Annotated in this window: 22 protein-coding genes; 10 read left to right on the top strand and 12 right to left on the bottom strand. The window is 71.0% G+C overall.

The features are described from left to right. Positions 1–12: 12 nt before the first annotated feature. The 5 genes from ACZ6BB_RS00225 to miaA all read right to left on the bottom strand — a co-directional run bounded on the left by ACZ6BB_RS00225 (position 13) and on the right by miaA (position 6,689). Positions 13–1,494: a M1 family metallopeptidase gene (locus ACZ6BB_RS00225; RefSeq protein WP_471613081.1), complete on the bottom strand. Its 1,482-nt coding sequence runs from the start codon at positions 1,492–1,494 to the stop codon at positions 13–15. A 148-nt stretch (positions 1,495–1,642) separates the two neighbouring features. Further along, entirely contained in the window at positions 1,643–3,796 is a 2,154-nt protein-coding gene (locus ACZ6BB_RS00220; RefSeq protein ID WP_471613080.1) for a RelA/SpoT family protein, read from the bottom strand. Positions 3,797–4,094: 298 nt separating this feature from the next. Next, the gene (dapF, locus tag ACZ6BB_RS00215; RefSeq protein ID WP_471613079.1) at positions 4,095–4,964 is read right to left on the bottom strand and encodes a diaminopimelate epimerase; all 870 of its coding nucleotides are present in this window, start codon (positions 4,962–4,964) and stop codon (positions 4,095–4,097) included. 153 nt (positions 4,965–5,117) lie between these two features. Further along, positions 5,118–5,648, bottom strand: a complete 531-nt coding sequence (locus tag ACZ6BB_RS00210) for a hypothetical protein (RefSeq protein ID WP_471614082.1) — start codon at positions 5,646–5,648, stop codon at positions 5,118–5,120. Positions 5,649–5,750: 102 nt separating this feature from the next. Next, the gene (miaA, locus tag ACZ6BB_RS00205; protein ID WP_471613078.1) at positions 5,751–6,689 is read right to left on the bottom strand and encodes a tRNA (adenosine(37)-N6)-dimethylallyltransferase MiaA; all 939 of its coding nucleotides are present in this window, start codon (positions 6,687–6,689) and stop codon (positions 5,751–5,753) included. Between the two features lie 235 nt (positions 6,690–6,924). Here miaA and ACZ6BB_RS00200 point away from each other — a divergent pair, with 235 nt between their 5' ends. Continuing rightward, positions 6,925–7,146, top strand: coding sequence for a hypothetical protein (locus ACZ6BB_RS00200; protein ID WP_471613077.1), 222 nt, complete (start codon positions 6,925–6,927; stop codon positions 7,144–7,146). Between the two features lie 24 nt (positions 7,147–7,170). After that, entirely contained in the window at positions 7,171–7,494 is a 324-nt protein-coding gene (locus tag ACZ6BB_RS00195; protein WP_471613076.1) for an antitoxin, read from the top strand. Between the two features lie 61 nt (positions 7,495–7,555). On the opposite strand, the gene ACZ6BB_RS00190 is transcribed toward ACZ6BB_RS00195, so the two are convergent. From ACZ6BB_RS00190 to ACZ6BB_RS00180, 3 genes are all read right to left on the bottom strand, one after another. Continuing rightward, positions 7,556–8,260, bottom strand: a complete 705-nt coding sequence (locus ACZ6BB_RS00190) for a class III extradiol dioxygenase subunit B-like domain-containing protein (RefSeq protein ID WP_471613075.1) — start codon at positions 8,258–8,260, stop codon at positions 7,556–7,558. Between the two features lie 264 nt (positions 8,261–8,524). Further along, entirely contained in the window at positions 8,525–10,048 is a 1,524-nt protein-coding gene (gene miaB, locus ACZ6BB_RS00185; RefSeq protein ID WP_471613074.1) for a tRNA (N6-isopentenyl adenosine(37)-C2)-methylthiotransferase MiaB, read from the bottom strand. Positions 10,049–10,087: 39 nt separating this feature from the next. Then, positions 10,088–10,492, bottom strand: a complete 405-nt coding sequence (locus ACZ6BB_RS00180) for a pyrophosphohydrolase domain-containing protein (RefSeq protein ID WP_275455772.1) — start codon at positions 10,490–10,492, stop codon at positions 10,088–10,090. A 211-nt stretch (positions 10,493–10,703) separates the two neighbouring features. On the opposite strand from ACZ6BB_RS00180, the gene ACZ6BB_RS00175 reads away from it, so the two are divergent. Then, complete coding sequence (locus ACZ6BB_RS00175) at positions 10,704–11,702, top strand: TAXI family TRAP transporter solute-binding subunit (RefSeq protein ID WP_471613073.1); 999 nt, start codon at positions 10,704–10,706, stop codon at positions 11,700–11,702. A gap of 57 nt (positions 11,703–11,759) precedes the next feature. On the opposite strand, the gene ACZ6BB_RS00170 is transcribed toward ACZ6BB_RS00175, so the two are convergent. Both ACZ6BB_RS00170 and ACZ6BB_RS00165 read right to left on the bottom strand, forming a co-directional pair. After that, positions 11,760–13,175 (bottom strand): sensor histidine kinase, encoded by a 1,416-nt coding sequence (locus ACZ6BB_RS00170; RefSeq protein ID WP_471613072.1) that lies wholly within the window; start codon positions 13,173–13,175, stop codon positions 11,760–11,762. Between the two features lie 9 nt (positions 13,176–13,184). Further along, on the bottom strand, positions 13,185–13,871 hold the full coding sequence (locus ACZ6BB_RS00165; RefSeq protein ID WP_319368747.1) for a response regulator transcription factor: 687 nt from the start codon (positions 13,869–13,871) through the stop codon (positions 13,185–13,187). 447 nt (positions 13,872–14,318) lie between these two features. Between ACZ6BB_RS00165 and ACZ6BB_RS00160 the strand changes: the two genes are divergently transcribed. From ACZ6BB_RS00160 to ACZ6BB_RS00130, 7 genes are all read left to right on the top strand, one after another. After that, positions 14,319–15,095 carry an amino acid ABC transporter ATP-binding protein gene (locus ACZ6BB_RS00160; protein WP_059081467.1) on the top strand — a complete coding sequence of 259 codons (777 nt, stop codon included), beginning with the start codon at positions 14,319–14,321 and terminating at the stop codon, positions 15,093–15,095. Between the two features lie 82 nt (positions 15,096–15,177). Next, a complete protein-coding gene (locus ACZ6BB_RS00155) occupies positions 15,178–16,026 on the top strand; it encodes a glutamate ABC transporter substrate-binding protein (RefSeq protein WP_179859998.1) in 849 nt (282 codons plus the stop codon). A 123-nt stretch (positions 16,027–16,149) separates the two neighbouring features. Beyond that, positions 16,150–16,827: an amino acid ABC transporter permease gene (locus ACZ6BB_RS00150; RefSeq protein WP_471613071.1), complete on the top strand. Its 678-nt coding sequence runs from the start codon at positions 16,150–16,152 to the stop codon at positions 16,825–16,827. Then, positions 16,824–17,708, top strand: a complete 885-nt coding sequence (locus ACZ6BB_RS00145) for an amino acid ABC transporter permease (RefSeq protein ID WP_471613070.1) — start codon at positions 16,824–16,826, stop codon at positions 17,706–17,708. The genes ACZ6BB_RS00150 and ACZ6BB_RS00145 overlap by 4 nt, the downstream gene beginning before the upstream one ends. A gap of 198 nt (positions 17,709–17,906) precedes the next feature. Then, a complete protein-coding gene (locus tag ACZ6BB_RS00140; RefSeq protein WP_471613069.1) occupies positions 17,907–19,598 on the top strand; it encodes an FAD-dependent monooxygenase in 1,692 nt (563 codons plus the stop codon). A 33-nt stretch (positions 19,599–19,631) separates the two neighbouring features. After that, positions 19,632–19,778, top strand: coding sequence for a putative leader peptide (locus ACZ6BB_RS00135; protein ID WP_471613068.1), 147 nt, complete (start codon positions 19,632–19,634; stop codon positions 19,776–19,778). A gap of 93 nt (positions 19,779–19,871) precedes the next feature. Beyond that, positions 19,872–20,411 (top strand): cupin domain-containing protein, encoded by a 540-nt coding sequence (locus ACZ6BB_RS00130; protein ID WP_471613067.1) that lies wholly within the window; start codon positions 19,872–19,874, stop codon positions 20,409–20,411. A 142-nt stretch (positions 20,412–20,553) separates the two neighbouring features. Here ACZ6BB_RS00130 and recX read toward each other — a convergent pair whose 3' ends face one another. After that, positions 20,554–21,501: a recombination regulator RecX gene (gene recX, locus ACZ6BB_RS00125; RefSeq protein WP_471613066.1), complete on the bottom strand. Its 948-nt coding sequence runs from the start codon at positions 21,499–21,501 to the stop codon at positions 20,554–20,556. A 3-nt stretch (positions 21,502–21,504) separates the two neighbouring features. Continuing rightward, positions 21,505–22,632, bottom strand: a complete 1,128-nt coding sequence (recA, locus tag ACZ6BB_RS00120) for a recombinase RecA (RefSeq protein WP_275455782.1) — start codon at positions 22,630–22,632, stop codon at positions 21,505–21,507. Positions 22,633–22,728 lie beyond the last annotated feature (96 nt).

The raw sequence follows: 22,728 nt of genomic DNA, 5'->3' as shown, positions 1-22,728 counted from the left end.
GTCCGCCGCCGGCTACCGCCTCGCCGGCGCTTCCGCCGGGACCGGCTTCCAGTCGGGGTGCCCCGGCATCGGCGGCGTCCTCACCTCGTACAGCCAGGCGTGGAAGAACCCGCCCAGGTCGCGTCCGGCGATCACGGACGCGAGGTCCCGGAAGTCGGCGGTCGAGGCGACACCGTCGCGGTGGACGGTGACCCAGGCCCGCTGCAGCCGGTCGAAGGCGGGGGCTCCGATCTCCTGGCGCAGGGCGTAGAGGAACAGCGCGGCGCCGTCGTAGACATTGGCCCGGAAGATGCCGATCTTCTGGCCGTCCTTGGGCTCCTTGGGTGCGGCGGGAGGGCCCCCGGCGGCGCGCCAGCGGTCGGATGCGCCGTACGCGGCCTTCATCCGCGCCTCCAGCGTCCTGCCCGCGACCTCCTCGGCGTACAGGGCCTCGTACCAGGTGGCGTGCCCCTCGTTGAGCCACAGGTCGGACCAGGTGCGGGGGCTGACGCTGTTGCCGAACCACTGGTGGGCCAGCTCGTGCACCATGATCGACTCGACGTACCACCGGGGGTACTCGGGCCGGACGAACAGTTCTCGCTCGAAGAGGGAGAGGGTCTGCGTCTCCAGCTCGAACCCGGTCTGCGCCTCGGCGATCAGCACGCCGTACGTCTCGAAGGGGTACGGGCCGACCTTGTCCTCCATCCACTCGATCTGCGCCGGGGTCTTCCTGAGCCACGGTTCGAGCTTCTCGCGGTCCTTCGCGGGAACGACGTCACGCACCGGCAGACCGTGCGGGCCGGTCCGGCGCAGGACCGCGGAGCGGCCGATGGAGACCTGGGCCAGTTCGGTGGCCATGGGGTGCTGGGTCCGGTACGTCCAGGTGGTGGTTCCGGCGGCACGGTCGGTGCCCGTGGCGAGGCCGTTGGAGACGGCCGTGTAGCCGTCGGGCACGGTGACCCGGACGGTGAACATGGCCTTGTCGGAGGGGTGGTCGTTGCAGGGGAAGACCACATGTGCCGCGTCGGCCTGGTTGGCCATCGCGAGCCCGTCGGCGGTCTGCAGCCAGCCGCCCTCCACACCCTGCGGGTACACGGGGTCACTGGTGTGCCGCACGGTGATACGGGTCCGGCTGCCCTCGGGCAGCGGCTCCGGGGGCGTGATCACCAGGTCCTCGCCCGCGCTCGTGAAGGCGGCGGGTTCCCCGTCGACCTCGACGGAACCGACCTTCCCGTGCGAGAAGTCGAGATTGACCCGTTCCAGTCGGGCAGTCGTCCGGGCGTCGATCGTGGTGACGGCCGTGAGCGGCTGGCGGTTGCCGCCGGGGTAGCTGAAGGCGAGGTCGTACGACCGCACGTCGTATCCGGGGTTGCCGAGGTGGGGGAAGAGTCGGTCGCCGACGCCTAGGGGCACGGCGGGTGAGGGGGCGCTCGCGGCGATCAGGCAGACGGAGACGGCGGAGGCGAGCAGCGCGGCCTGGACGCGGCGGCTCCTGGAGCGTGGGGTGAGCGGCATGGACCACCGCTACCAGCGCGCCCGCGCCGCGCGTGGCCGACGCGCAGCGGTCCCACCCGAACGAGCGGCCGACGGTCCGCCGGGCCGCCTTCACCCTCGGGGGTCACGCGGCGGCCGCCCACTGACGTCGGCGGACGGCCGGCCGAGGTCACTCGGCGGCCGCGGCCTGGTGCTGGGCCCGGCCCACGTCGTACACGCCGGGCACGTTCCGCATGGCCCGCATCAGGTCGGGGAGGTGGGCGGCGTCCGGGAGTTGCAGCGTGTAGGTGTGACGGACGCGCTGCTGTGTCGGCGGCTCCACGGTGGCGGAGACGATGGCGACGCCCTCCAGGGCGATGGCCTCGGTGAGGTCGGCGAGCAGGTGGGGCCGCTGGAAGGACTCGGCGACGAGGGTGACCCGGAACTCGGTGGTGTCCCCCCAGCACACCTCGATCTCGGGCCGCCCGAGGTTCTTCATGCGCGTGACGGCGGCACAGGCGACACGGTGCACGGTCACCACTCCCCCGCGGACGGCGAAGCCGGTGACCTCGTCGGGCGGTACGGGCGTACAGCAGCCCGCGAGACGTACCGTCGCCCCGGGCCTGTCGACGACGACCGCGGCGCCGACGGAGTCGGAGGTGGCGGCGGGCTCGTCCATGGCCGGGCGCAGGGCCGGTGTCCCGTCCTTGGGCGCGCCGTCGCTCTCCTCGTGCCGCTCGTCGGCGGCGGGAGAGGGATGGGTGGCGAGCCAGCGCTGGATGGCGATGCGCGCGCCGGGTGTGTGGGCGTGCTCCAGCCACTCCCTGGAGGGCTCGGAGGCCGGGTCCTGGCCCATGAGGAGCTGGACGGTGTCGCCGTCCTTCAGGACGGTGCTCAGCCGGACCAGACGGCCGTTGACACGGGCGCCGATGCAGGCGTGCGCGTCCTCGCCGTACTGCGCGTACGCCGCGTCGACGCAACTGGCGCCCTCGGGGAGCCCCAACGTGCCCCCGTCGGGGCGGAAGACGGTGATCTCGCGGTCCTGGGCGAGGTCCTCGCGCAGGGTGGACCAGAACATGTCCGCGTCCGGTGCCGCCTCCTGCCAGTCGAGGAGCCGGGAGAGCCAGCCGGGGCGGGTGGGGTCGACGCGCTCGCCCTCGCCGTCGGGCTGCTCCTCCGCCGGGGCGGCGTAGGGATTGCCCAGCGCGATGACGCCGGCCTCGGCGACCTTGTGCATCTGGTGGGTGCGGACCAGGACTTCGGCGACCTGGCCGTCACCGCGGGCGACGGCGGTGTGCAGCGACTGGTACAGGTTGAACTTCGGTACGGCGATGAAGTCCTTGAACTCCGAGACCACGGGCGTCAGACAGGTGTGCAGTTCGCCGAGGACCGCGTAGCAGTCGGCGTCCTCGCCCACGAGGACCAGGAGCCTGCCGAAGTCGGAGCCGCGCAGCTGTCCGCGTTTTCGCGAGACCCGGTGCAGGGAGACGAAGTGGCGCGGCCTTATGAGGACTTCGGCCTGGATGCCCGCCTCGCGCAGGACACCGCGCACCTCGTCGGCGATCTCCGCGAGCGGGTCGCTGGGGCGTGCCGCGTTCTCCGCGATGAGCTCACGGGTGCGGGCGTACTCCTCGGGGTGGAGGATCGCGAAGACGAGGTCCTCCAGTTCCGTCTTGAGGGCCTGGACGCCGAGCCGTTCGGCGAGCGGGATCAGGACGTCCTTGGTGACCTTGGCGATGCGTTCCTGCTTCTCGGGACGCATCACCCCGAGGGTGCGCATGTTGTGCAGCCGGTCGGCGAGTTTGATCGACATCACGCGGACGTCGTTGCCGGTGGCGACGAGCATCTTGCGGAAGGTCTCGGGCTCGGCGGCGGCCCCGTAGTCGACCTTCTCCAGCTTGGTGACGCCGTCGACGATGTACCGCACCTCCTCGCCGAACTCCTCGCGCACCTGATCCAGGGTCACATCCGTGTCCTCGACGGTGTCGTGGAGCAGCGAGGCCGTCAAGGTCGTGGTCTCCGCGCCCAGTTCGGCGAGGATCAGGGTCACGGCGAGCGGGTGCGTGATGTACGGCTCACCGCTCTTGCGCATCTGACCGCGGTGCGAGGACTCGGCGAGGACGTACGCCCGACGCAGTGGTTCCAGGTCGGCGTCGGGGTGGTGGGCGCGGTGGGCCTCGGCGACGTGGCTGATCGCGTCGGGCAACCGGTCGCGTGTCGTCGGACCCAGGAGTGCGGCGCGGCCCAGACGGCGCAGGTCGATACGAGGTCGGCCCTTCCTGCGGTGCGCTGGCGGCGGCGCAGGGGCGGGCGATACGGCGGGGTTCGTGGCCTCCGCGCTCATGGGCACCTCCGGCTGCGTGGACCGGCGGACGGGTGCCCCATGGCGTGCGGCGGCTCAGGGGATCGTGTCGTTCCCCCGTCCGTGCCGGTGCTTGATGCTACCGAGCCCATCACGCCCGTCCGACCGCCTCTCGCCGAGCGTGAAACGGATCACCCATTCGAGGGATGGTTCCGGGGTTTGCGGTTTCGGGCCACCCGGTGAGGGGTGCGCCATGGATTCGCACCCCTGACCGCGTGACGGGCTTGGATATGGGCGGCGTCCACGGCTCGGGCACCGTCAAGTCAAGCCCTATCACATGTCAACGGGCCGCCGTTTCCAGCCACTTGGCGTCGATCTCGCCTTCGGCGACGATCACCGCGGGACCGGTCATCTCGATCTCACCGTCGGCCCGTTCGGTGATCACCAGCGTGCCGCCGGGCACGTCCACGGTGTAGGTCGCCGGGGTGCCGGTGACGGCCGGATCGACGCCGTCCCTGCGGGCGGCGGCCACGGCGACGGCGCACGCGCCGGTGCCGCACGAGCGGGTCTCGCCGGAGCCGCGCTCGTGGACGCGCATCGCCACGTGCCGGGGACCGCGGTCGACGACGAACTCGACGTTGACGCCGTCCGGGTAGGCCGAGGCGGGGCTGAAGGGCGGCGGGGAGAGCAGGTCGCCCGCCTGCGCGAGGTCGTCCACGAAGGCGACCGCGTGCGGGTTGCCCATGTTCACGTTGCGCGCGGGCCAACTGTGCTCGCCGACGCTCACCGTGACGTCGCCCTCGGGGAGGCGCGCGCCGCCCATACCGACCGTGACGTCACCGTCCTTGTCGATGTGGACCCTCTTCACGCCCCCGCGCGTGGCGACGGCGAGGTCGCCCTCGGTGACGTGACCGGCGTGCAGGAGGTACCGGGCGAAGACGCGGACGCCGTTGCCGCACATCTCGGCGACGGAGCCGTCGCCGTTGCGGTAGTCCATGAACCATTCCGCGTCGGCCGCCAGGTCCCTCGCCTCGGGGTGCGCGGCGGACCGCACGACATGGAGCACGCCGTCGCCTCCGATGCCCGCGCGGCGGTCGCACAGAGCCGCGACGGCGGCCGGGGAGAGGTCGATGGCGTTCTCGGGATCCGGGACGATCACGAAGTCGTTCTCGGTCCCGTGTCCCTTGAGGAAGGCGATCCGCGTGCTCATTCCTCGATCGTACGGGAGCGCTCCGGTGCCGGGACCGGCGGAAGTCGCGGGAGCCGACGAGGAGGGGGGCGTCGGCGAGGAGTGGGGAGAGGCGGCCCGGCGACACAGGGCCGGCCCGGGCAGGGCAGGGCGGTCTCCACCGAGCCCTGGGCTCTAGCGGAGCCGCGCCACCCGCCACACGGCCAGTGCCACCACCGCGGCGACGATCAGGAGGTAGAGCAGGGCCATCCGCCAGTCCGGGCGGCGGCCGGAGCCCCGGGCGGGCAGGCCGGGCCACGTGTAACCCACGCGGCGGGCGGCCATCATGCCCCAGCCGGCCGCGGTGGCACAGATCAGCAGGCCGAGCATGGCGACCACGGCGCCGCCGTCACCGAACTCGAAGGCGAGCGGGAAGGCGAACATCAGGGAGCCGACCGCGGCGAGGCCCACGATGGGCGCGAGCTGCCAGAGCCGTAGCCTGCGCTGGGGGCGCAGCTCGACCTCGACCTCCGGCCCGGTCATCTCGTCCGGTTCCGGTCCGTCGTCGCTCACACCACCGGGAGTCTGGTCGTCGGGACCGTCGGGGCTCAACGGGTCGTCGTCGGGATCCAGTGCGTACCCCTCGGTAACCAGCTGCTCCGCGTCCTCCGCGGCGCCGTGCTCCGCGCCTTGTGCGGTGTCACGAGGGCCGGCCTCCATCGCCACGCGCCCTCCCAACTCGGACTCCACTTGGTCGATCGAAGCTCGATGATGGCACGCCCCCGGAGGCCGGGATGACCGCCGGGGCGACCCGATGCCATGACGTGATCAGGCTGTGACCGGTCGTTCGATCAACGTCAGTGCGAGCTGCGGGAGTTCCGCCAGGTCGGCGAGCCCCCCTTTGAGCCAATGCACCCGTGGGTCGCGTCTGAACCATGAATCCTGGCGGCGCGCGAAGCGCTTGGTGGCACGCACGGTCTCGGCTCGCGCCTCGTCCATGGTGCACTGCCCTGCCAGCGCCGCGAGGACCTGCTGGTAGCCGAGCGCACGCGACGCCGTACGCCCCTCGCGCAACCCCTGCGCCTCCAGTGCGCGCACTTCTTCGACCAGCCCGGCGTCCCACATGCGGTCGACCCGGCGGGTGATGCGCTCGTCGAGTTCGGGACGCGCCACGTCGACACCGATCTGGACGGTGTCGTAGACGGAGTCGTGGCCCGGCAGATTGGCCGTGAACGGCTTTCCGGTGATCTCGATCACTTCGAGGGCGCGCACGATCCGGCGGCCGTTGCTCGGCAGGATCGCCCGGGCGGCCCCGGGGTCGGCGGCGGCGAGCCGGGCATGCAGCGCGCCGGACCCGCGCAGGGTCAGCTCCTCCTCCAGACGGGCCCGGACCTCGGGGTCGGTGCCGGGGAACTCCAGGTTGTCGACGGCCCCCCTGACGTACAGCCCGGAACCGCCCACGAGGACCGGCCAGCGGCCCTCGGCGAGCAGGGCGTCGATGCGCGCGCGGGCGAGCCGCTGGTACTCGGCGACGCTGGCGGCGGCCGTGACGTCCCAGATGTCCAGGAGGTGGTGCGGGACTCCGTCGCGTTCCCGGAGGGTCAGCTTGGCGGTGCCGATGTCCATCCCCCGGTAGAGCTGCATGGAATCGGCGTTGACGACCTCGCCGCCGAGACGCTGGGCGAGGAAGACGCCGAGATCGGACTTTCCGGCCGCGGTCGGTCCGACGACGGCGATGACCCGCGAAGGGGGAACTGCGCTACTCACCGCCCCAGTCTCGCAAATGTCGGTGCCTCTTCTCGAACGAGCTACGTGACGCGAGGGAGCCGGCGTCGTTGCGTGTTGCGAGTTCGAAGCGCCGGATGCGAGTTCCGGCGGCCCGGATGACGCAATGGGACGCTCCGGGAGAGCGCGGGAATTAGCCCGCATGATTAGCATTGAGGTTGATATGGGCGTTTTTTCAATGTTTCGGCGCAAGGCGAAGAACGCGGAGGAGGCCGTCGTGACGGCAGCCGCTCCGGGCGCCGAGACCGAGCCGGAGGAGTCGGAGGAGGCGAAGGGATCCACCGAGGTCGCCCGGCCCGAGGACGAGGCCGCGACCGGGAACGAACCGGCCGAGGCCGCGGCGGAGACCGTGGAGGCGGCGGACGACGTGGAGATCCCCAAGCAGCAGACCGCCGACCAGGCGGCCGACAACGAGGCCGGCGAGGGCGCCCGCACATGACTGCCCCGCGCGGGAAGGTGAACCATGGGTCTGCTGCATAACTTGAAGTCCAAACTCTCCCCGGCCAAGGACAGGGTCTCGCACCTGGCGCAGAAGCACGAGGTCAAGATCCACCACGGTCTCGACAAGGCCGCGCACACGGTCGACAGGAAGACCAAAGGCAAGTACAGCGACCGGATCCAGTCGGGCACGGGCAAGGCGAAGCACGCCATGGGCCGACTCGCGCACACGGACGACGGCGGGCGCACCTCGCCGCCGGCGGGCGGCGGGCACGCCCCTCCGCCCGCGGACAGCGGTCCCACGCCCACGCCTCCGGGTGGCGGCATCACACCGCCGCCGGCTTCCTGAACAGTTCCTATCGCCGGACGGCCGCGGAGCACCTCGCTCCCGGCCGTCCGCCGTGTCCGGCCTACGACCAGGCGGCCACCAGATAGCCCACGCCGTACGGCGCGTCGTCGTACAGCAGGCTGCCGCCCAGGCCCGCGTTCTCCGCGGCGCCGGCGAGGACCTGCCAGGGGGCCCGGCCGGAGGCCCGCAGCTCGCGCGCGAGGCCGGCGTCCAGCGCCCGCAGGGCCGCGGGGTCGGCGGCGCCGAGTGCCCGGGCGATCCCCGCGTCGAAGCCGGCCGCGCGGGCGTCCAGGTACCCCGGGGCCTTCAGCGTCCGGCAGGCGCTGCCGTCCCCCATCACCAGCAGGGCCACACGGCCGGCCCGCCCCGCGATGTCCCGTCCGGCGCGGACACAGCTCTCGGCGGGGAGCGTTTCCGCCACGCCGAGCCCTTCCACGGGCGCGTCGGCCCAGCCGGTGCGGTCGAGCAGCCAGGCGGCCACGGCGAGGGAGGCGGGCAGCGTGGCGGGAGAGTCCCCCGCCCCGCGTCCCAGCCGGACGTCGAGGTCCACGCCGAAGCCCCGGAAGGAGCCGCGGGCGCCTTCCGGATACGAGGCGTCCCGCCCGCCGGGGCCCACGACGATCAGCCGGTCGGGCCGGGCCGCGGCAAGCACCCCGAGCGCGTCCGCGCAGGCTTCCCGCGCCGGGTCCAGCTCGGACGCGGCTCCCGCGGCGACGTCCGGGACGAGCAGCGGGGGGCAGGGGCACACGGCGGCGGCTACAAGCATGATCCGCAGGGTAACTTCCGCGACGGGCACGGGGGCGGGCAGCCCGTGCGGGGAGCCCACGAACGCGGGACGCGCACCCCTTCGGACAGGGGCGGGCGCCGCCTGCGGACCGAGGTACGCCGCCTCCGGACGTGGGTGCGGCCGGGCCGGACGCCGACCCGGGCGGTGGCGACCCCCCGGCGGCACCCGCTCACCACCTGCCGGTCAGCGGCCGTCGCCGACGACTCGCCCCACGCGGCGGCTGACTGACTCATGACCTGCCGGTCAGTGGCTGCCGCAGCCGCCCGTGGCCGCCGCCGGCAGCGGCTCCGGAACCCCGATCTTCGGCAGGCCCAGCATCACACCCGCCGGCGTCTGCGCGGGCGCGGCGTTCCGCTTCTCCCAGGCGTCCCCCGCCCGGGTGCGGCGCACTTCGAGGACGGCGCCCTCGGCGAGGAGGTGGTGCGGGGCGGCGTACGTGATCTCGACGGTCACGACGTCACCGGGGCGGACCTCCTGGTCCGGCTTGGTGAAGTGGACCAGCCGGTTGTCGGCGGCGCGGCCGGAGAGGCGGTGGGTGGCGCCGTCCTTGCGGCCCTCGCCCTCGGCGACCATCAGCTCCAGGGTGCGGCCGACCTGCTTCTTGTTCTCGTCCCAGGAGATCTCCTCCTGGAGGGCGACGAGCCGCTCGTAGCGGGCCTGCACGACCTGCTTGGGGATCTGGTTCTCCATGGTGGCGGCGGGCGTGCCGGGCCGCTTGGAGTACTGGAAGGTGAACGCCTGGGTGAACCGGGCCTCGCGGACCACGTGCATGGTCTGCTCGAAGTCCTCCTCGGTCTCCCCGGGGAAGCCCACGATGATGTCGGTGGTGATGGCCGCGTGCGGGATGGAGGCGCGGACCTTCTCGATGATCCCGAGGTAGCGCTCCTGGCGGTACGAGCGGCGCATGGCCTTGAGGACCGTGTCCGAACCGGACTGGAGCGGCATGTGCAGCTGCGGCATCACGTTCGGGGTCTCGGCCATCGCGGCGATCACGTCGTCGGTGAAGTCACGGGGGTGGGGAGAGGTGAACCGGACGCGTTCCAGGCCCTCGATCTTGCCACAGGCCCGCAGCAGCTTGCTGAACGCCTCGCGGTCACCGATGTCGGAGCCGTACGCGTTGACGTTCTGGCCGAGCAGGGTGATCTCGGAGACGCCCTCGCCGACCAGGGCCTCGATCTCGGCGAGGATGTCGCCGGTACGGCGGTCCTTCTCCTTGCCGCGCAGGGCCGGGACGATGCAGAACGTGCAGGTGTTGTTGCAGCCGACGGAGATGGAGACCCAGGCGGCGTAGGCGCTCTCGCGGCGGGTCGGCAGTGTGGAGGGGAAGGCTTCGAGGGATTCGGCGATCTCGACCTGGGCCTCGTCCTGGACGCGGGCGCGCTCCAGCAGGACGGGCAGCTTGCCGATGTTGTGCGTGCCGAAGACGACGTCCACCCAGGGCGCCTTCTTGACGATGGTGTCCCGGTCCTTCTGTGCCAGACAGCCGCCGACGGCGATCTGCATGCCCGGGCGGGCGGTCTTCATCGGGGCGAGGCGGCCGAGGTTGCCGTAGAGACGGTTGTCGGCGTTCTCCCGTACGGCGCAGGTGTTGAAGACGACGACGTCGGCGTTGCCCTCGCCGGCGTCCTCGGGTGCGCGGACGTACCCGGCGTCCTCCAGCAGACCGGACAGGCGTTCGGAGTCATGGACGTTCATCTGACATCCATAAGTACGCACTTCGTATGTCTTGACGCCCACTGCCTGACTCCGGTCGCTGCTGTTGGTCACTCCGTAAGCCTAAGGCAGCGGCCGGGGAGCGTTCGTCGGTCAGGACGTCCCGCCGGTCCACCCCTGCCGGCGCAGCACCGCGGACACGTCGGGGGCCCGATAGTGGTCCCCCTTGAGCACCTTGCCGTCCTCCCGGCGGGCGACCCGTCCGTCCGGGCCCAGCTTGGTCATGTTGGAGCGGTGGATCTCGGCGATGACGGAGTCGAGGTCGATGCCGTGGACGAGGGCCGTGCCGTACGCCACGTACACGACGTCGGCCAGTTCGTGTGCCAGCCGGTCGAGCGGGCCGTCGACCGCCACCTCGGCCACCTCCGCGGCCTCCTCGGCCAGCAGCTCGCCACGGTGGGCGGCCAGCTCGGGCGACACCTCGGTGGGCGCGGTCCGGGTGTCGAGGCCGAAGGCCCGGTGGAACTCGCGGACCAGGTGTGCGGGAGAGGAACTCATCCGGCGACCCTATCGACCGGCCGGTGCGGACCGACAGCTCTGTCCTGCCACAGGAGGGCCGGGCCATCACCGGCCGTCCTGCCACGGCAGGGCCGGGCATCACCGGCACCCGTGCGGCGCGCGGGAGGAGAACGCGGATCCGAGGTCACAGCCTCGCACCGGATGGGTCCGATCCTGGCCGCCCGTCCGGTGACCTGGCAGGATTTCGCGCATGGTCCAGGTACTCCCCCGCATCGGCACGCGGCAGGCGCTGCTGGGCTCGGTGGCTTCGCTGGTGGTCCTCGGGCTGCTCGCGTGGTGGCTGTGGCCGCGCGAGGAGCCGCCGAGCGGGACGATCACGCTCAGCACGGGAGCCGACCGCGGTGTCTACCAGCAGTACGGCCAGGAGATGAAGACCGCGATCGCCCAGGACATGCCAGGCCTGACGATCGACCTGAAGTCCAGCAACGGCTCCCAGACGAATGTCAGGCGTGTGGCCACCGGGGAGTCCGACTTCGCCATCGCCGCGGCCGACGCCGTGCAGACGTACCTGGACGAGAACAGGCCCGGCGCCGGGAAGCTGCGGGGCCTGGCACGGCTGTACGACGACTATGTGCAGGTGGTCGTGCCGGTCACCTCACCGATCCAGACCATCGCGGACCTGAAGGGCAAACGCGTGGCCGTCGGGCCCGAGGGCTCCGGCGTACGGCTGATAGCGGGGCGGGTGCTGGCCGCGGAGGGGCTGGACATCGACAAGGACATCCGGTCACGGCCCGACACCATCCGCACCAGCCCCGACGCGCTCCGCCGCGGCGCGATCGACGCCTTCTTCTGGTCGGGCGGACTGCCCACGAAGGGCCTGTCCGACCTGGCGGCCACGGGGTACGAATTCCGGTTCGTCCCGATCGGGAGCGAGCTGGTGGCGAAGCTGCACGGTGAGGACGACTCCTTCCTCCACTACCGGGCCGCCGTGATGCCCGCCGACGCCTACCCGACCATCCTGCGGAACTCGACCGTGCCCACCGTCACGGTGGCGAACCTGCTCATCACCCGCGAGGACATGGATCCCCGGCTGACGGAGTGGCTGACCCGCATGGTCATCAAGAACCGGGACCGGATCGGCAAGGACGTGCACGCGGCACAGCTGGTGGACCTGCGCACCGCCATCTACACGGACCCGCTGTACCTCCAGAAGGGCGCCAAGGAGTACTACCGGTCGGTCAAGCCGTAGGGCCGGGACGGGCCTGCCTGCATACGTGCCGGCCGAGCGGCGCCTGACCGGCCCCTCTCAGTCCGTCGGGCGCGTCCTGGGCACCGTCACCGTCACCTTCAGCCCGTGGGGCTCGTGGTGGGCGTACGCGATGGCGCCGCCGCCCGCGACGATCAGCGCCCGCGAGATGGACAGGCCGAGACCCGAACCCTTGATGTTCTGGTGCGCGGTGCTGCGCCAGAAGCGGTCGCCGACCCGTTCCAGCTCCTCGTCGCTGAGGCCGGGTCCGGCGTCGGTGACGACGACCGTGGAGACCTGTCCGTTCGAGGCGACCCGGACCTCGACGCTCTCCCCGGCAGGGGTGAACTTCAGCGCGTTGTCGATCACCGCGTCCAGGGCGCTGGACAGCGCGACGGGGTCGGCCCAGGCAGTGGTGGCGGGACAGTCCCCGACCAGCGTCACCCCCTTGTCGTCGGCGACCGGTGACCAGGAGGCGACCCGCTCGGCGGCCAGCTCGCCGATGTCGGTGAGCCGCAGATCGGCCTCGACGTGCTCGGCGAGGGCCAGGTCGAGCAGATCGTCGAGGACCTGGGCGAGGCGCTTGCCCTCGGTGCGCACGGACGCGATCTCCTCGTTGCCGTCGGGCAGTTCGAGGGCGAGGAGGTCGATGCGCAGCAACAACGCCGCCAGTGGATTGCGCAGTTGGTGCGAGGCGTCGGCGACGAAGGCGCGTTGCTGTTCCAGCACGTCCTCGACGTTGTCGGCCATCTCGTTGAACGACCGTGCCAGACGGCGGAGTTCGGGCGGTCCACTGGCCACGGCGACCCGGGACTTCAGCCGCCCCGAGGCGATGGAGTGGGTGGTGGTGTCGAGGACGCGTACCGGTTTGAGGACCCAGCCGGTCAGTTGCAGCGCGGCGCCGACGGCGAGGAGCATCGCGGCGAACTCGCCGGCGCCGATGACCAGCCAGCCGCGCAGGATCTTGGACCGCATCTGCCCGGTGGGCGAGTCGGTGACGACGACGGCGATCACGTCGCCGTCGTGGATGACCGGCGAGGCGACGACGAGCCGGCCGCGCTGCCAGGGCCACACCTGGTCCGGGTTGTGCGGGCGACGGCCCAGCAGCGCCTCTTCGAACGCGGCGAGCCCCTCGCCCTCGTCGGGCACTTCCCAGTTGTAGGGGGCGTTGGCCATGGCCCGGCCGTCCCCGGCCCGGTAGAAGACACCGGCCTTGATGCCGTACACGCGGTAGTACTGATCGAGTTCGTGCTGCAGCGTCTCCCGGCGGCCGTCGGTCGCGCCGCTGGTCCGGGAACCGCTCGGCGTCTCGGTGACGAACTGGGCCAGCGCCGCGAAGCGCGCCGTGTCGTCGATGCGGTCGACGACCACCTCCTGCTGCCGCGCCGCCGCGAGGCTCACCGCCAGCGGGATGCCGAGGGCCAGCAGCACGGCGGCCATCAGGACGATCAGCAGCGGAAGAAGACGAGTGCGCACGCGGGCACGCTACGGCGTCGGGGCGACCAGCCGGTACCCGACCCCGCGCACCGTCTCGATCAGGGCGGGCATCCGCAGCTTGGACCGCAGGGAGGCGACGTGCACCTCCAGGGTGCGGCCGGTCCCCTCCCAGCTGGTCCGCCACACCTCGCTGATGATCTGCTCGCGGCGGAACACGACCCCGGGCCGCTGGGCCAGCAGCGCCAGCAGGTCGAACTCCTTGCGGGTCAGCTGGACGGGCGTGCCGTCCACGCTGACCTGGCGGGTGGGCAGCTCGATGAGCACGGACCCGAGGCGCAGCCCGCTGTCGCCGGGCGCCGCGGCCTCGTCGGGGGCCCGGCGGCGGGCGACGGCGTGGATACGGGCGAGGAGCTCGCCGGTGTCGTACGGCTTGACCACGTAGTCGTCGGCGCCGAGGTTCAGGCCGTGGATCCGGGACCGGACGTCGGAGCGGGCCGTCACCATGATCACGGGAGTGCTGGTGCGCTTGCGGATCTTGCCGCAGACCTCGTAACCGTCCTGGTCGGGCAGGCCGAGGTCGAGCAGGACGACCCCGAAGCCGTTCCCCTCCGGGACGAGCGCCTGGAGGGCCTCCTCGCCGCTGCGGGCATGCGTGACGTCGAAGCCGTGCCGGGCCAGGACCGCGGACAGGGCGGCGGCGACGTGGTTGTCGTCCTCGACGAGGAGCAGCCTCATTCGGCCCCTTCCGTTTCGATCTGTCTTGCGGGTTCGGTCGGTCTGACGGGTTCCGTCGGCCGGGTTCCGTCGGGCGGGTTCCGTCGGGCGGGTTCCGTCGGGCGGGTTCCGTCGGTCTGTCGGGTTCCGTCGGTTCCCCGACTCGGGTCAGTCTGCCGAGTTCGGTCATGTGTACGCCTCGGCTGGCACACATTACGCGGATCCGCATCCCGGGCACGGGCGCATCGCTCCATTGGCAGTCACACTGATGAGTGAGGACGCCGTCAAGGCCGTACGAGTTCCGAACAGGTTCCGTCGCTCAGCCGGAACACCCCGCGCGAGCCCGTCACGTGCAGTGATCGTCCGGCTACCAGATCGTTATGCTCAATTCTCGCTCAGATGTAATGACGCTGGTCGTCGCGGGTCACTACTGTCCTCCGAAACCGAGGAGGACGGAGCCTTAAAGCGATGACCGAAGTTTCGGTGGTCAAGGACGCGGTGCCCGCGGCCGACGACCTGGTCGTCCTGAAGAGCGTCAACAAGCACTTCGGCGCGTTGCACGTACTCCAGGACATCGATCTGACGATCACCAGGGGCGAGGTCGTCGTGGTGATCGGACCCTCCGGGTCCGGCAAGTCCACCTTGTGCCGCACCATCAACCGGCTGGAGTCGATCGACTCCGGCGACATCCGGATCGACGGCAAGCCGCTGCCCGCCGAGGGCAAGGCGCTCGCCCGACTGCGCGCGGACGTCGGCATGGTGTTCCAGTCGTTCAATCTCTTCGCGCACAAGACCGTGCTCGAGAACGTGATGCTGGGGCAGGTCAAGGTCCGCAAGGCCGACAAGAAGCAGGCCGAGGAGAAGGCCCGGAACCTGCTGGACCGGGTCGGCGTCGGCACCCAGGCGGACAAGTACCCCGCACAGCTCTCGGGCGGCCAGCAGCAGCGTGTCGCCATCGCGCGGGCGCTGGCCATGGACCCCAAGGTCATGCTCTTCGACGAGCCGACCTCGGCGCTCGACCCCGAGATGATCAACGAGGTCCTGGAGGTCATGCAGCAGCTGGCCCGGGACGGCATGACCATGGTCGTGGTCACCCACGAGATGGGCTTCGCCCGTTCGGCCGCCAATCGGGTGGTGTTCATGGCCGACGGCCGCATCGTCGAAGAGGCTGTGCCGGACCAGTTCTTCAGCAACCCCCGCAGCGACCGGGCCAAGGACTTCCTGTCGAAGATCCTGCACCACTGACGGCCCTGCCGACGCCGCGCACGGCCACCGGCACCCGCACCATGACGGTCCGCATCTGTTCACCAGTCAAAGGATGTTCACCATGAAGCTCCGCAAGGTCTCCGCCGCAGCGGCCACCGCCCTCGTCCTCGCCCTGACCGCCACCGCCTGCGGTGGCGACGACAGCAGCAACGAGAGCGGCTCGGGCTCCGGTTCCGGTGGCGGCGACAAGATCAAGATCGGTATCAAGTACGACCAGCCAGGTCTCGGCCTGAAGAACCCCGACGGTTCCTTCTCCGGCTTCGACGTGGACGTGGCGACGTACGTGGCCAAGGAGCTCGGCTACGAGCCCAAGCAGATCGAGTTCGTCGAGACCAAGAGCGCCGACCGTGAGAACGCGCTGGCCCGCGGCGACGTCAAGTTCATCGCGGCCACCTACTCGATCAACGACGAGCGCAAGAAGCTGGTCGACTTCGCCGGCCCCTACCTGCTGGCCCACCAGGACCTGCTGGTGAAGGCCGACTCCGACATCAGCAAGGGCACGGACCTCAACGGCAAGACCCTCTGCTCGGTGACCGGCTCCACCTCGGCCGAGAACGTCAAGAAGGACATCGCTCCGAAGGCCCAGCTGAAGGAGTACGGCGGCTACTCGGAGTGCATCGCCGGTCTGCAGAGCGGCGCCGTGGACGCGGTCACCACCGACGACTCGATCCTCGCGGGCTTCGCCGCGCAGGACAACTACAAGGGCCAGTTCAAGCTCGCGGGCCTGAAGCTCAGCAACGAGAACTACGGCATCGGCGTCAAGAAGGGCGACAAGGCGACCGTCGACAAGATCAACTCCGCCCTGGAGAAGATGGTCAGCGACGGCGCCTGGGAGACCGCGGTCAAGGAGAACTTCGGCCCGGCCGACTACAAGAACGAGCCCGCCCCGAAGATCGGCGACATCAAGTAAGCGGACATCCGCACCCAGCGCGGTTCTCGTAGTCGCGCCGCCGCCCGCCGCACAGTGCGGTAGAGGCGGCGGCGCGGTGCGTCGCCTGCCTCGTACGCCACACACCCGGAAGCGCGGGAGACTGTGTTCGACTTCCTTTCAAACTACAACGACCCAACCTTCTTGGGTGCGTTCTGGATGACGGTCAAGCTCACCGTCTTCTCAGCCGTCGGCTCCCTGATCTGGGGGACACTGCTCGCGGCCATGCGCGTGAGCCCCGTACCCCTGATGCGTGGCTTCGGCGCCGTCTATGTGAACGTCGTGCGGAACATCCCGCTGACCGTCATCATCGTCTTCACCTCGCTCGGCCTCGCCGACATCTTCCGGGTGACGATGGGAGCGGGCAACGACGTCAAGGCCACGGCCTTTCGGCTCGCCATTCTCGGTTTCGTGGCCTACACCGCGGCGTTCGTCTGTGAGGCGCTGCGCTCGGGCATCAACACCGTGCCCGTCGGCCAGGCGGAGGCGGCTCGCGCCATCGGACTGAGCTTCACCCAGGTCCTCGGCCTCATCGTGCTGCCGCAGGCGTTCCGGGCCGTCATCGGACCGCTGGCCAACGTGCTGATCGCGCTGACCAAGAATACGACCGTGGCCGCAGCGATCGGTGTGTGGGAAGCCGCCTACCTCATGAAGGGCATGATCGAGAAGGAGGCCCAGACCCTGCTCATCGGCGCGATCTTCGCCTTCGGATTCGTTGTTCTGACCCTGCCCACCGGCCTGATCCTCGGCTGGCTGAGCAAGCGACTGGCGGTGAAGCGATGAGTTCCGTTCTCTACGACGCCCCCGGCCCCCGGGCCAAACGGCGCAACGTGATCTTCACGGTGGTCTTCGTCGTTCTGCTGGCCCTCCTCGGGTGGTGGCTCTGGGGAGCGCTGGACAGCAGGAACCAGCTGGAGTGGAGGCTCTGGAAGCCGTTCTTCACCTCCGAGGCCTGGACGACGTACCTGCTGCCCGGTCTCGCCAACACGCTCAAGGCCATGGCGCTCTCCATCGTGATCGCCCTGCCCCTCGGTGCCCTCTTCGGCATCGCGCGCCTCTCCGACCACCTGTGGGTCCGCATCCCGGCCGGTGCGGTGGTCGAGTTCTTCCGGGCCATCCCGGTCCTGCTGCTGATGCTGTTCGCCAACGAGGTCATCGCTCGCTCGTTTGAAGTCACCACCGAGCAACGGCAGCTCTACGCGGTCGTCACCGGTCTGGTGCTGTACAACGCCTCGGTCCTCGCCGAGGTCGTGCGCGCCGGCATCCTCGCCCTCCCCAAGGGCCAGACGGAGGCCGCCCAGGCGATCGGTCTGCGCAAGGGCCAGACGATGTCCTCCATCCTGCTGCCGCAGGCCGTCACGGTGATGCTGCCTGCCATCGTCAGCCAGCTCGTGGTCATCGTGAAGGACACCGCCCTCGGCGGCGTGATGATCGGGTTCACCGAACTGCTCAGCGGACGCGCGACGCTGGCGGCGGTGTACGCCAACGTCGTGCCCAGTTTCGTCGTCGTCGCGATCATCTACATCGTCCTGAACTTCATCATCACCAGCTTCGCGAGCTGGCTGGAGCAGCGGCTGCGGCGGGGCAAGAAGTCGACCGGCGCCGTTCTCGCTCCCGAGACGGTCCAGGGCACCGCGGCGACCGGCGCGGGTGGGGGAACCTGACGGATGATCAGGTGACATCCGCCCAGGATGTCCCCCGATTCGCTCCCCGGAGGGCAGTGGCATGATCGCCACTGCCCTCCGTCACTTGACGCAAGCACCGGCAATGGGTTGCATACGTTCTGTGATCGTGCACCCTGCTCCAACTTTCTGTTCACCCACGTCCGCCGGGACGTCACGTCGGGCAGGGGGCGCCGCGCCGTGGACCCGGTGATCATCGTCGGAGCGGGGCCCGTGGGGCTCACGCTCGCCCTAGCGCTGGCGCGGCAGCAGGTACCGTCCGTGGTCCTCGACGAGGGACCGGGGAAGGACGAGCAGCGGCTCGCCCGGACGGTGGTGCTGAACGAGGACACGGCCGCGCTGCTGGAACGATTGTCCGGCGTCCCGCTCTCCCGGGCCGGCTGCCGCTGGGCCGGATGGCGGTCGATGCGGCGCAAGCAGGTGATGCGTCAGGTCCGATTCGGGGACGGCGGCTTCGACGAGACGGACGTCCCGCCCCGGGAGGGCTCGAAGGGGGTTCGCGGCGGCCCGGAGGAGGTCGTCGAGGGCTCCGCGGGCCTCCCCCCGCTCCACATCGCCCAGCACGTCCTGACCGCCGCCCTGCGCGAGGCCATCATCGGCGAACCACTCGTCAAGGTCGCCGTCGAGAGCCGGCTCGACGCGATCGAGCAGGAGAAGTCCGGCGTCACGGCCCACACACGCGGGCCCAGGAGCACCTGGTGGCGCGGCAGTTACCTGGTGGGCTGCGACGGTCCGCGCTCGACGGTCCGCAAGCTCCAGGACATCCGTTTCCCCGGCCGCACCGCGGTGGAACGGCACGCGGTCGCCGCACTGCGCGCCGAACTCCCCTGGCCCGGCGAGGCGTTGCTGCACCGCATGCCGCCGTGGCGCACATCGGGCCCGTCCGGCGGGGAGATCACCGCACGGCCGCTCGACGGAGGGGTCTGGCGTCTGGACTGGCTCCTGCCACCGGGCAAGGACCTCGTGACGCCCGAACTCCTCGTGGCCCGCGTCCGGGAGACCCTGGCCGGCTGGACGGGCGGCTCCACACCGCCGTACGACCTGCTGGACACCGGCGTCCACACCGTGCACCACCGGCTCGCCCGGCGGTGGCGGGTCGGCCGGGTCTTCCTGGCCGGGGACGCCGCGCACCTGCTCGGGGCACTGGGCACCCAGGGCCTCGACGAGGGCCTGCGGGACGCCGACAACCTCGCCTGGAAACTCGCTCTGGCCTGGCACCACGGCCCGCACGAGGCACTGCTGGACAGCTACCAGGCGGAGCGGCGCGCGGTCGTCGCCACCCGGCTGCGCGCCGCCGACCAGGTACTGCCCCTGCTGCGTGGCGCCAAAGGGCTGCGCTCGTACGTCCCCGGCTCGTCCCGGGGTCATGACGCGCTGCTCTCCGACGGTCACCTGGGGCGCGGAGCGCTGGGTGCGCCGGGGGCGTACTCCGACTCCCCGCTCATGCCTCCGCACACCGACGCGGAGACCCCGATCGACACTCTGCCGGGCACGCAGGTCATGGACGTGGAGGTGACCGCGGAGGACGGCTCCTTCGTACCGCTGCGGGACCGGCTCGGGCGCGGGGCACTGCTGGTGGTGCTGATCGCGCCGGGAACCGGTGTGTGGGCGCGCAAGCACTGGATGAGCGCCGGAATCATGCCGCGTCTGGCCGCCGCCGTCTCCGCCCTGCCGCGCCCGGCCGAACTGCTGGTCGCCGAGTCCTACCCGGGTGCCGGCGCCCACACCGTCCTCCTCGTCCGGCCCGACGGACATCTCGTCACGGCCCTGAGCGGTGTACGCCCGGCCGACCTGTACACGGCGGCAGCGGCGACGCTGGGCGGGGCGGAGCAGCGGTCCGAGGCCACCGGGGCGGCGTCGAGTACGCGGTGACACACCCGGAGCCGTACGAGGCCCACCGTCACTGTGTGTCCACATAGTGACGGTCGGTTGACCGCTGCGCGCCGTCATGGTCTACTCCGGACCGTGACCGACACCTCGACGCGCCTGTGGCGGAGGGTCCATATGGACCTCGTCCGCTACGCGGGCTGCGTGTGTCGTCCGTCCTGCTGAATTCGCATCCCTCGGCATCCCTTCGCCTTCCGCGCGCGCCGCCCGTGTGCCACCACCGCGCGCTTTGAGCGAACGCACTTCAGGACGGTACCCGTGTCTGTGTCCCCCGTTGTTCCCCCCACCCCCACCCCGCCCCTCTCCACCCCCACGCAGGCCGAACTGCTCGACTTCGCACGCCGTACGGCCGCCGACGCGGAGCTGATCGCCTCGCTCCCGCTCGATCCCGAGGGCCGTACCTGGGTACGGCTCGAAGGCCCCGGCGGCAGCGAGGCCTGGCTCATCGGCTGGCCGCCCGGCACGGGCACCGGTTGGCACGACCACGCCGACTCGGTCGGTGCCTTCGTCACCGCCGTGGGCGAACTCAAGGAGTACTCGCTCGCCGCCCGGCTGCCCACCGACGGCTGGAAGACCCTCGAACTCACCGAGGGCGTCGACCGTGAACGGCAGCTGCCCGCCGGCAAGGGCCGCTCCTTCGGACGCCACCATGTCCATGAGGTGCTCAACGAGTCCACCGAGGAGCACGCGGTCTCGGTCCACGCCTACTACCCGCCCCTCCCGCGCATCCGCCGCTACAGCCGCACGGGTCAGATGCTGCGTCTGGAGCACGTGGAGCGTCCGGCCGACTGGCAGTGATCCCGGGCCGGGGCCCGGCAGGGCCCCGCAAGGGCCCGGACGGCCCGAACACTCTGGGCCGACGGGGGAATCGCCTCTCGTCGCCCGCTCCGGTACTCCGCCTCGCCGTCCCTCGTCCCCTGGCCGCAGCCGCAGCCGCAGCTCAGAACCCCTCGCCCTCCAGCCCCTCCGTGTCCTCCCCCTCTTCCTCCAGCGCCTGCCGGACCACACGGAGGGCCAAGCCCTCGGAGTAGCCCTTACGGGCGAGCATGCCTGCGAGACGGCGGAGGCGTCTGTCACGGTCGAGGCCGCGCGTGGAGCGCAGTTTGCGGGCGACGAGCTCGCGCGCGGTGGTCTCCTCCTGCTCGGGGTCGAGCTGGGAGACGGCCTCGTCGATCAGGGTCGAGTCGACACCCTTGGTGCGCAGCTCCCGGGCGAGTGCTCGCCTGGCCAGGCCCCGGCCGTGGTGCCGGGACTCCACCCATGCCTCCGCGAAGGCGCCGTCGTTGATCAGGCCGACCTCCTCGAACCGCGACAGCACCGCGTCCGCCACGTCCTCGGGGATCTCTCGTTTGCGCAGGGCGTCCGCGAGTTGCTTGCGGGTGCGCGGGGTCCCGGTGAGCAGGCGCAGACAGATGGCGCGCGCCCGCTCAGCCGGGTCCCCTGAGGACTCCCCTTTCTCGGCCCTCGACGAGAAAGACGAACCCCCGTCCTGTGACCCCCCGTCGCCCGGGCCCTCGCCCGATTCCCCGGAGCCACGCCGCCGCTCGCTCCGGCCGCCGCGTCTGCCCCGCGTGCCACGTGAGTCTCCGCCGCCGCGCCGACGGGTGCCGGCCGCCGAAACCGCGCCGGAGCGCGAGTCGTCCGCCCACGGCCCGGCGTCACCGCCGCCTCGGCCTTCGCCGTCGAAAGGACGGTCGCCGTAAGGCCGCTCGTCGTGGGGCTCCCCGTCCCGGGGTCCGTCCGTGCCGTACGACGGTGGGTCGCCGTACGGTCCACGTCCGTACCCGTCCGCGGTGGCTGCCCCGGTGCCCTCGCCGGTACCCCCGCGCCCTCGGCCCTCGGGGGCATGGGGGTATGCGTACTCGCCCCAGTCCGTTCTGCGTGTCACGGACTAGCTCTTCGCCGCCGCGGCCTTGGTCTTGGCGGTCTTGGCAGCCGACGCCGGAACCGCCTTCGCGGTGTCGTCCGCGGGCGTGGCGGAGACCGCCGCGTCCGCGCCCGGCTGTCCGGTGGGCTCCTCGGGCCGGACGCCGACGCCCAGCTTCTCCTTGATCTTCTTCTCGATCTCGTTGGCGAGGTCGGGGTTGTCCTTCAGGAAGTTGCGGGCGTTCTCCTTGCCCTGGCCGAGCTGGTCGCCCTCGTAGGTGTACCAGGCACCCGCCTTGCGGACGAAGCCGTTCTCCACGCCCATGTCGATCAGGCCGCCCTCGCGGCTGATGCCCTGTCCGTACAGGATGTCGAACTCGGCCTGCTTGAAGGGCGGCGCGACCTTGTTCTTGACGACCTTGACGCGGGTGCGGTTGCCGACGGCGTCGGTGCCGTCCTTCAGTGTCTCGATGCGGCGGATGTCGAGGCGCACCGAGGCGTAGAACTTGAGCGCGCGGCCACCGGTCGTGGTCTCCGGGGAGCCGAACATCACGCCGATCTTCTCGCGGAGCTGGTTGATGAAGATGGCGGTGGTCTTGGACTGGTTGAGCGCGCTGGTGATCTTCCGCAGTGCCTGGCTCATCAGACGGGCCTGCAGACCCACGTGACTGTCGCCCATCTCGCCCTCGATCTCCGCGCGCGGGACGAGCGCGGCGACGGAGTCGATGACGATGAGGTCGAGGGCGCCGGAGCGGACCAGCATGTCCACGATCTCCAGGGCCTGCTCGCCGTTGTCCGGCTGCGACAGGATGAGGTTGTCGATGTCGACGCCGAGCTTCTTCGCGTACTCGGGGTCGAGGGCGTGCTCGGCGTCCACGAAGGCCACCTGGCCGCCGGCCCGCTGCGCGTTCGCCACCGCGTGCAGGGTCAGGGTCGTCTTGCCGGAGGACTCCGGGCCGTACACCTCGATCACCCGGCCGCGCGGCAGGCCGCCGACACCGAGGGCGACGTCGAGTGCGGTCGACCCGGTGGGGATGACCTCGATGGGCTCGTTCGGCCGCTCGCCGAGGCGCATCACCGCGCCCTTGCCGAACTGCCGTTCAATTTGTGCGAGCGCGGCGTCGAGCGCCTTCTCGCGGTCGGTTCCTGCCATGGGTTCCACCCGGTTTGCTTGAGTCGTTCGCTTCACGTGAAAGACGCTAACGCCTGCCACTGACAATGGGCCCCGACGCCCGCCCGGCCTGTGGAT

Source organism: Streptomyces sp. NPDC041108, assembly GCF_055592645.1.
The sequence above is the reverse complement of the archived record's forward strand: the minus strand, read 5'-3'. Positions and strand labels throughout refer to the sequence as shown.

Bases quoted from the DNA above. Each gene is read 5' to 3' on its own strand.
- ACZ6BB_RS00225 (WP_471613081.1), bottom strand. From the start codon at position 1,494: ATGCCGCTCACCCCACGCTCCAGGAGCCGCCGCGTCCAGGCCGCGCTG.
- ACZ6BB_RS00220 (WP_471613080.1), bottom strand. From the start codon at position 3,796: ATGAGCGCGGAGGCCACGAACCCCGCCGTATCGCCCGCCCCTGCGCCG.
- dapF (WP_471613079.1), bottom strand. From the start codon at position 4,964: ATGAGCACGCGGATCGCCTTCCTCAAGGGACACGGGACCGAGAACGAC.
- ACZ6BB_RS00195 (WP_471613076.1), top strand. From the start codon at position 7,171: ATGGGTCTGCTGCATAACTTGAAGTCCAAACTCTCCCCGGCCAAGGAC.
- ACZ6BB_RS00190 (WP_471613075.1), bottom strand. From the start codon at position 8,260: ATGCTTGTAGCCGCCGCCGTGTGCCCCTGCCCCCCGCTGCTCGTCCCG.
- ACZ6BB_RS00180 (WP_275455772.1), bottom strand. From the start codon at position 10,492: ATGAGTTCCTCTCCCGCACACCTGGTCCGCGAGTTCCACCGGGCCTTC.
- ACZ6BB_RS00175 (WP_471613073.1), top strand. From the start codon at position 10,704: ATGGTCCAGGTACTCCCCCGCATCGGCACGCGGCAGGCGCTGCTGGGC.
- ACZ6BB_RS00165 (WP_319368747.1), bottom strand. From the start codon at position 13,871: ATGAGGCTGCTCCTCGTCGAGGACGACAACCACGTCGCCGCCGCCCTG.
- ACZ6BB_RS00160 (WP_059081467.1), top strand. From the start codon at position 14,319: ATGACCGAAGTTTCGGTGGTCAAGGACGCGGTGCCCGCGGCCGACGAC.
- ACZ6BB_RS00155 (WP_179859998.1), top strand. From the start codon at position 15,178: ATGAAGCTCCGCAAGGTCTCCGCCGCAGCGGCCACCGCCCTCGTCCTC.
- ACZ6BB_RS00145 (WP_471613070.1), top strand. From the start codon at position 16,824: ATGAGTTCCGTTCTCTACGACGCCCCCGGCCCCCGGGCCAAACGGCGC.
- recA (WP_275455782.1), bottom strand. From the start codon at position 22,632: ATGGCAGGAACCGACCGCGAGAAGGCGCTCGACGCCGCGCTCGCACAA.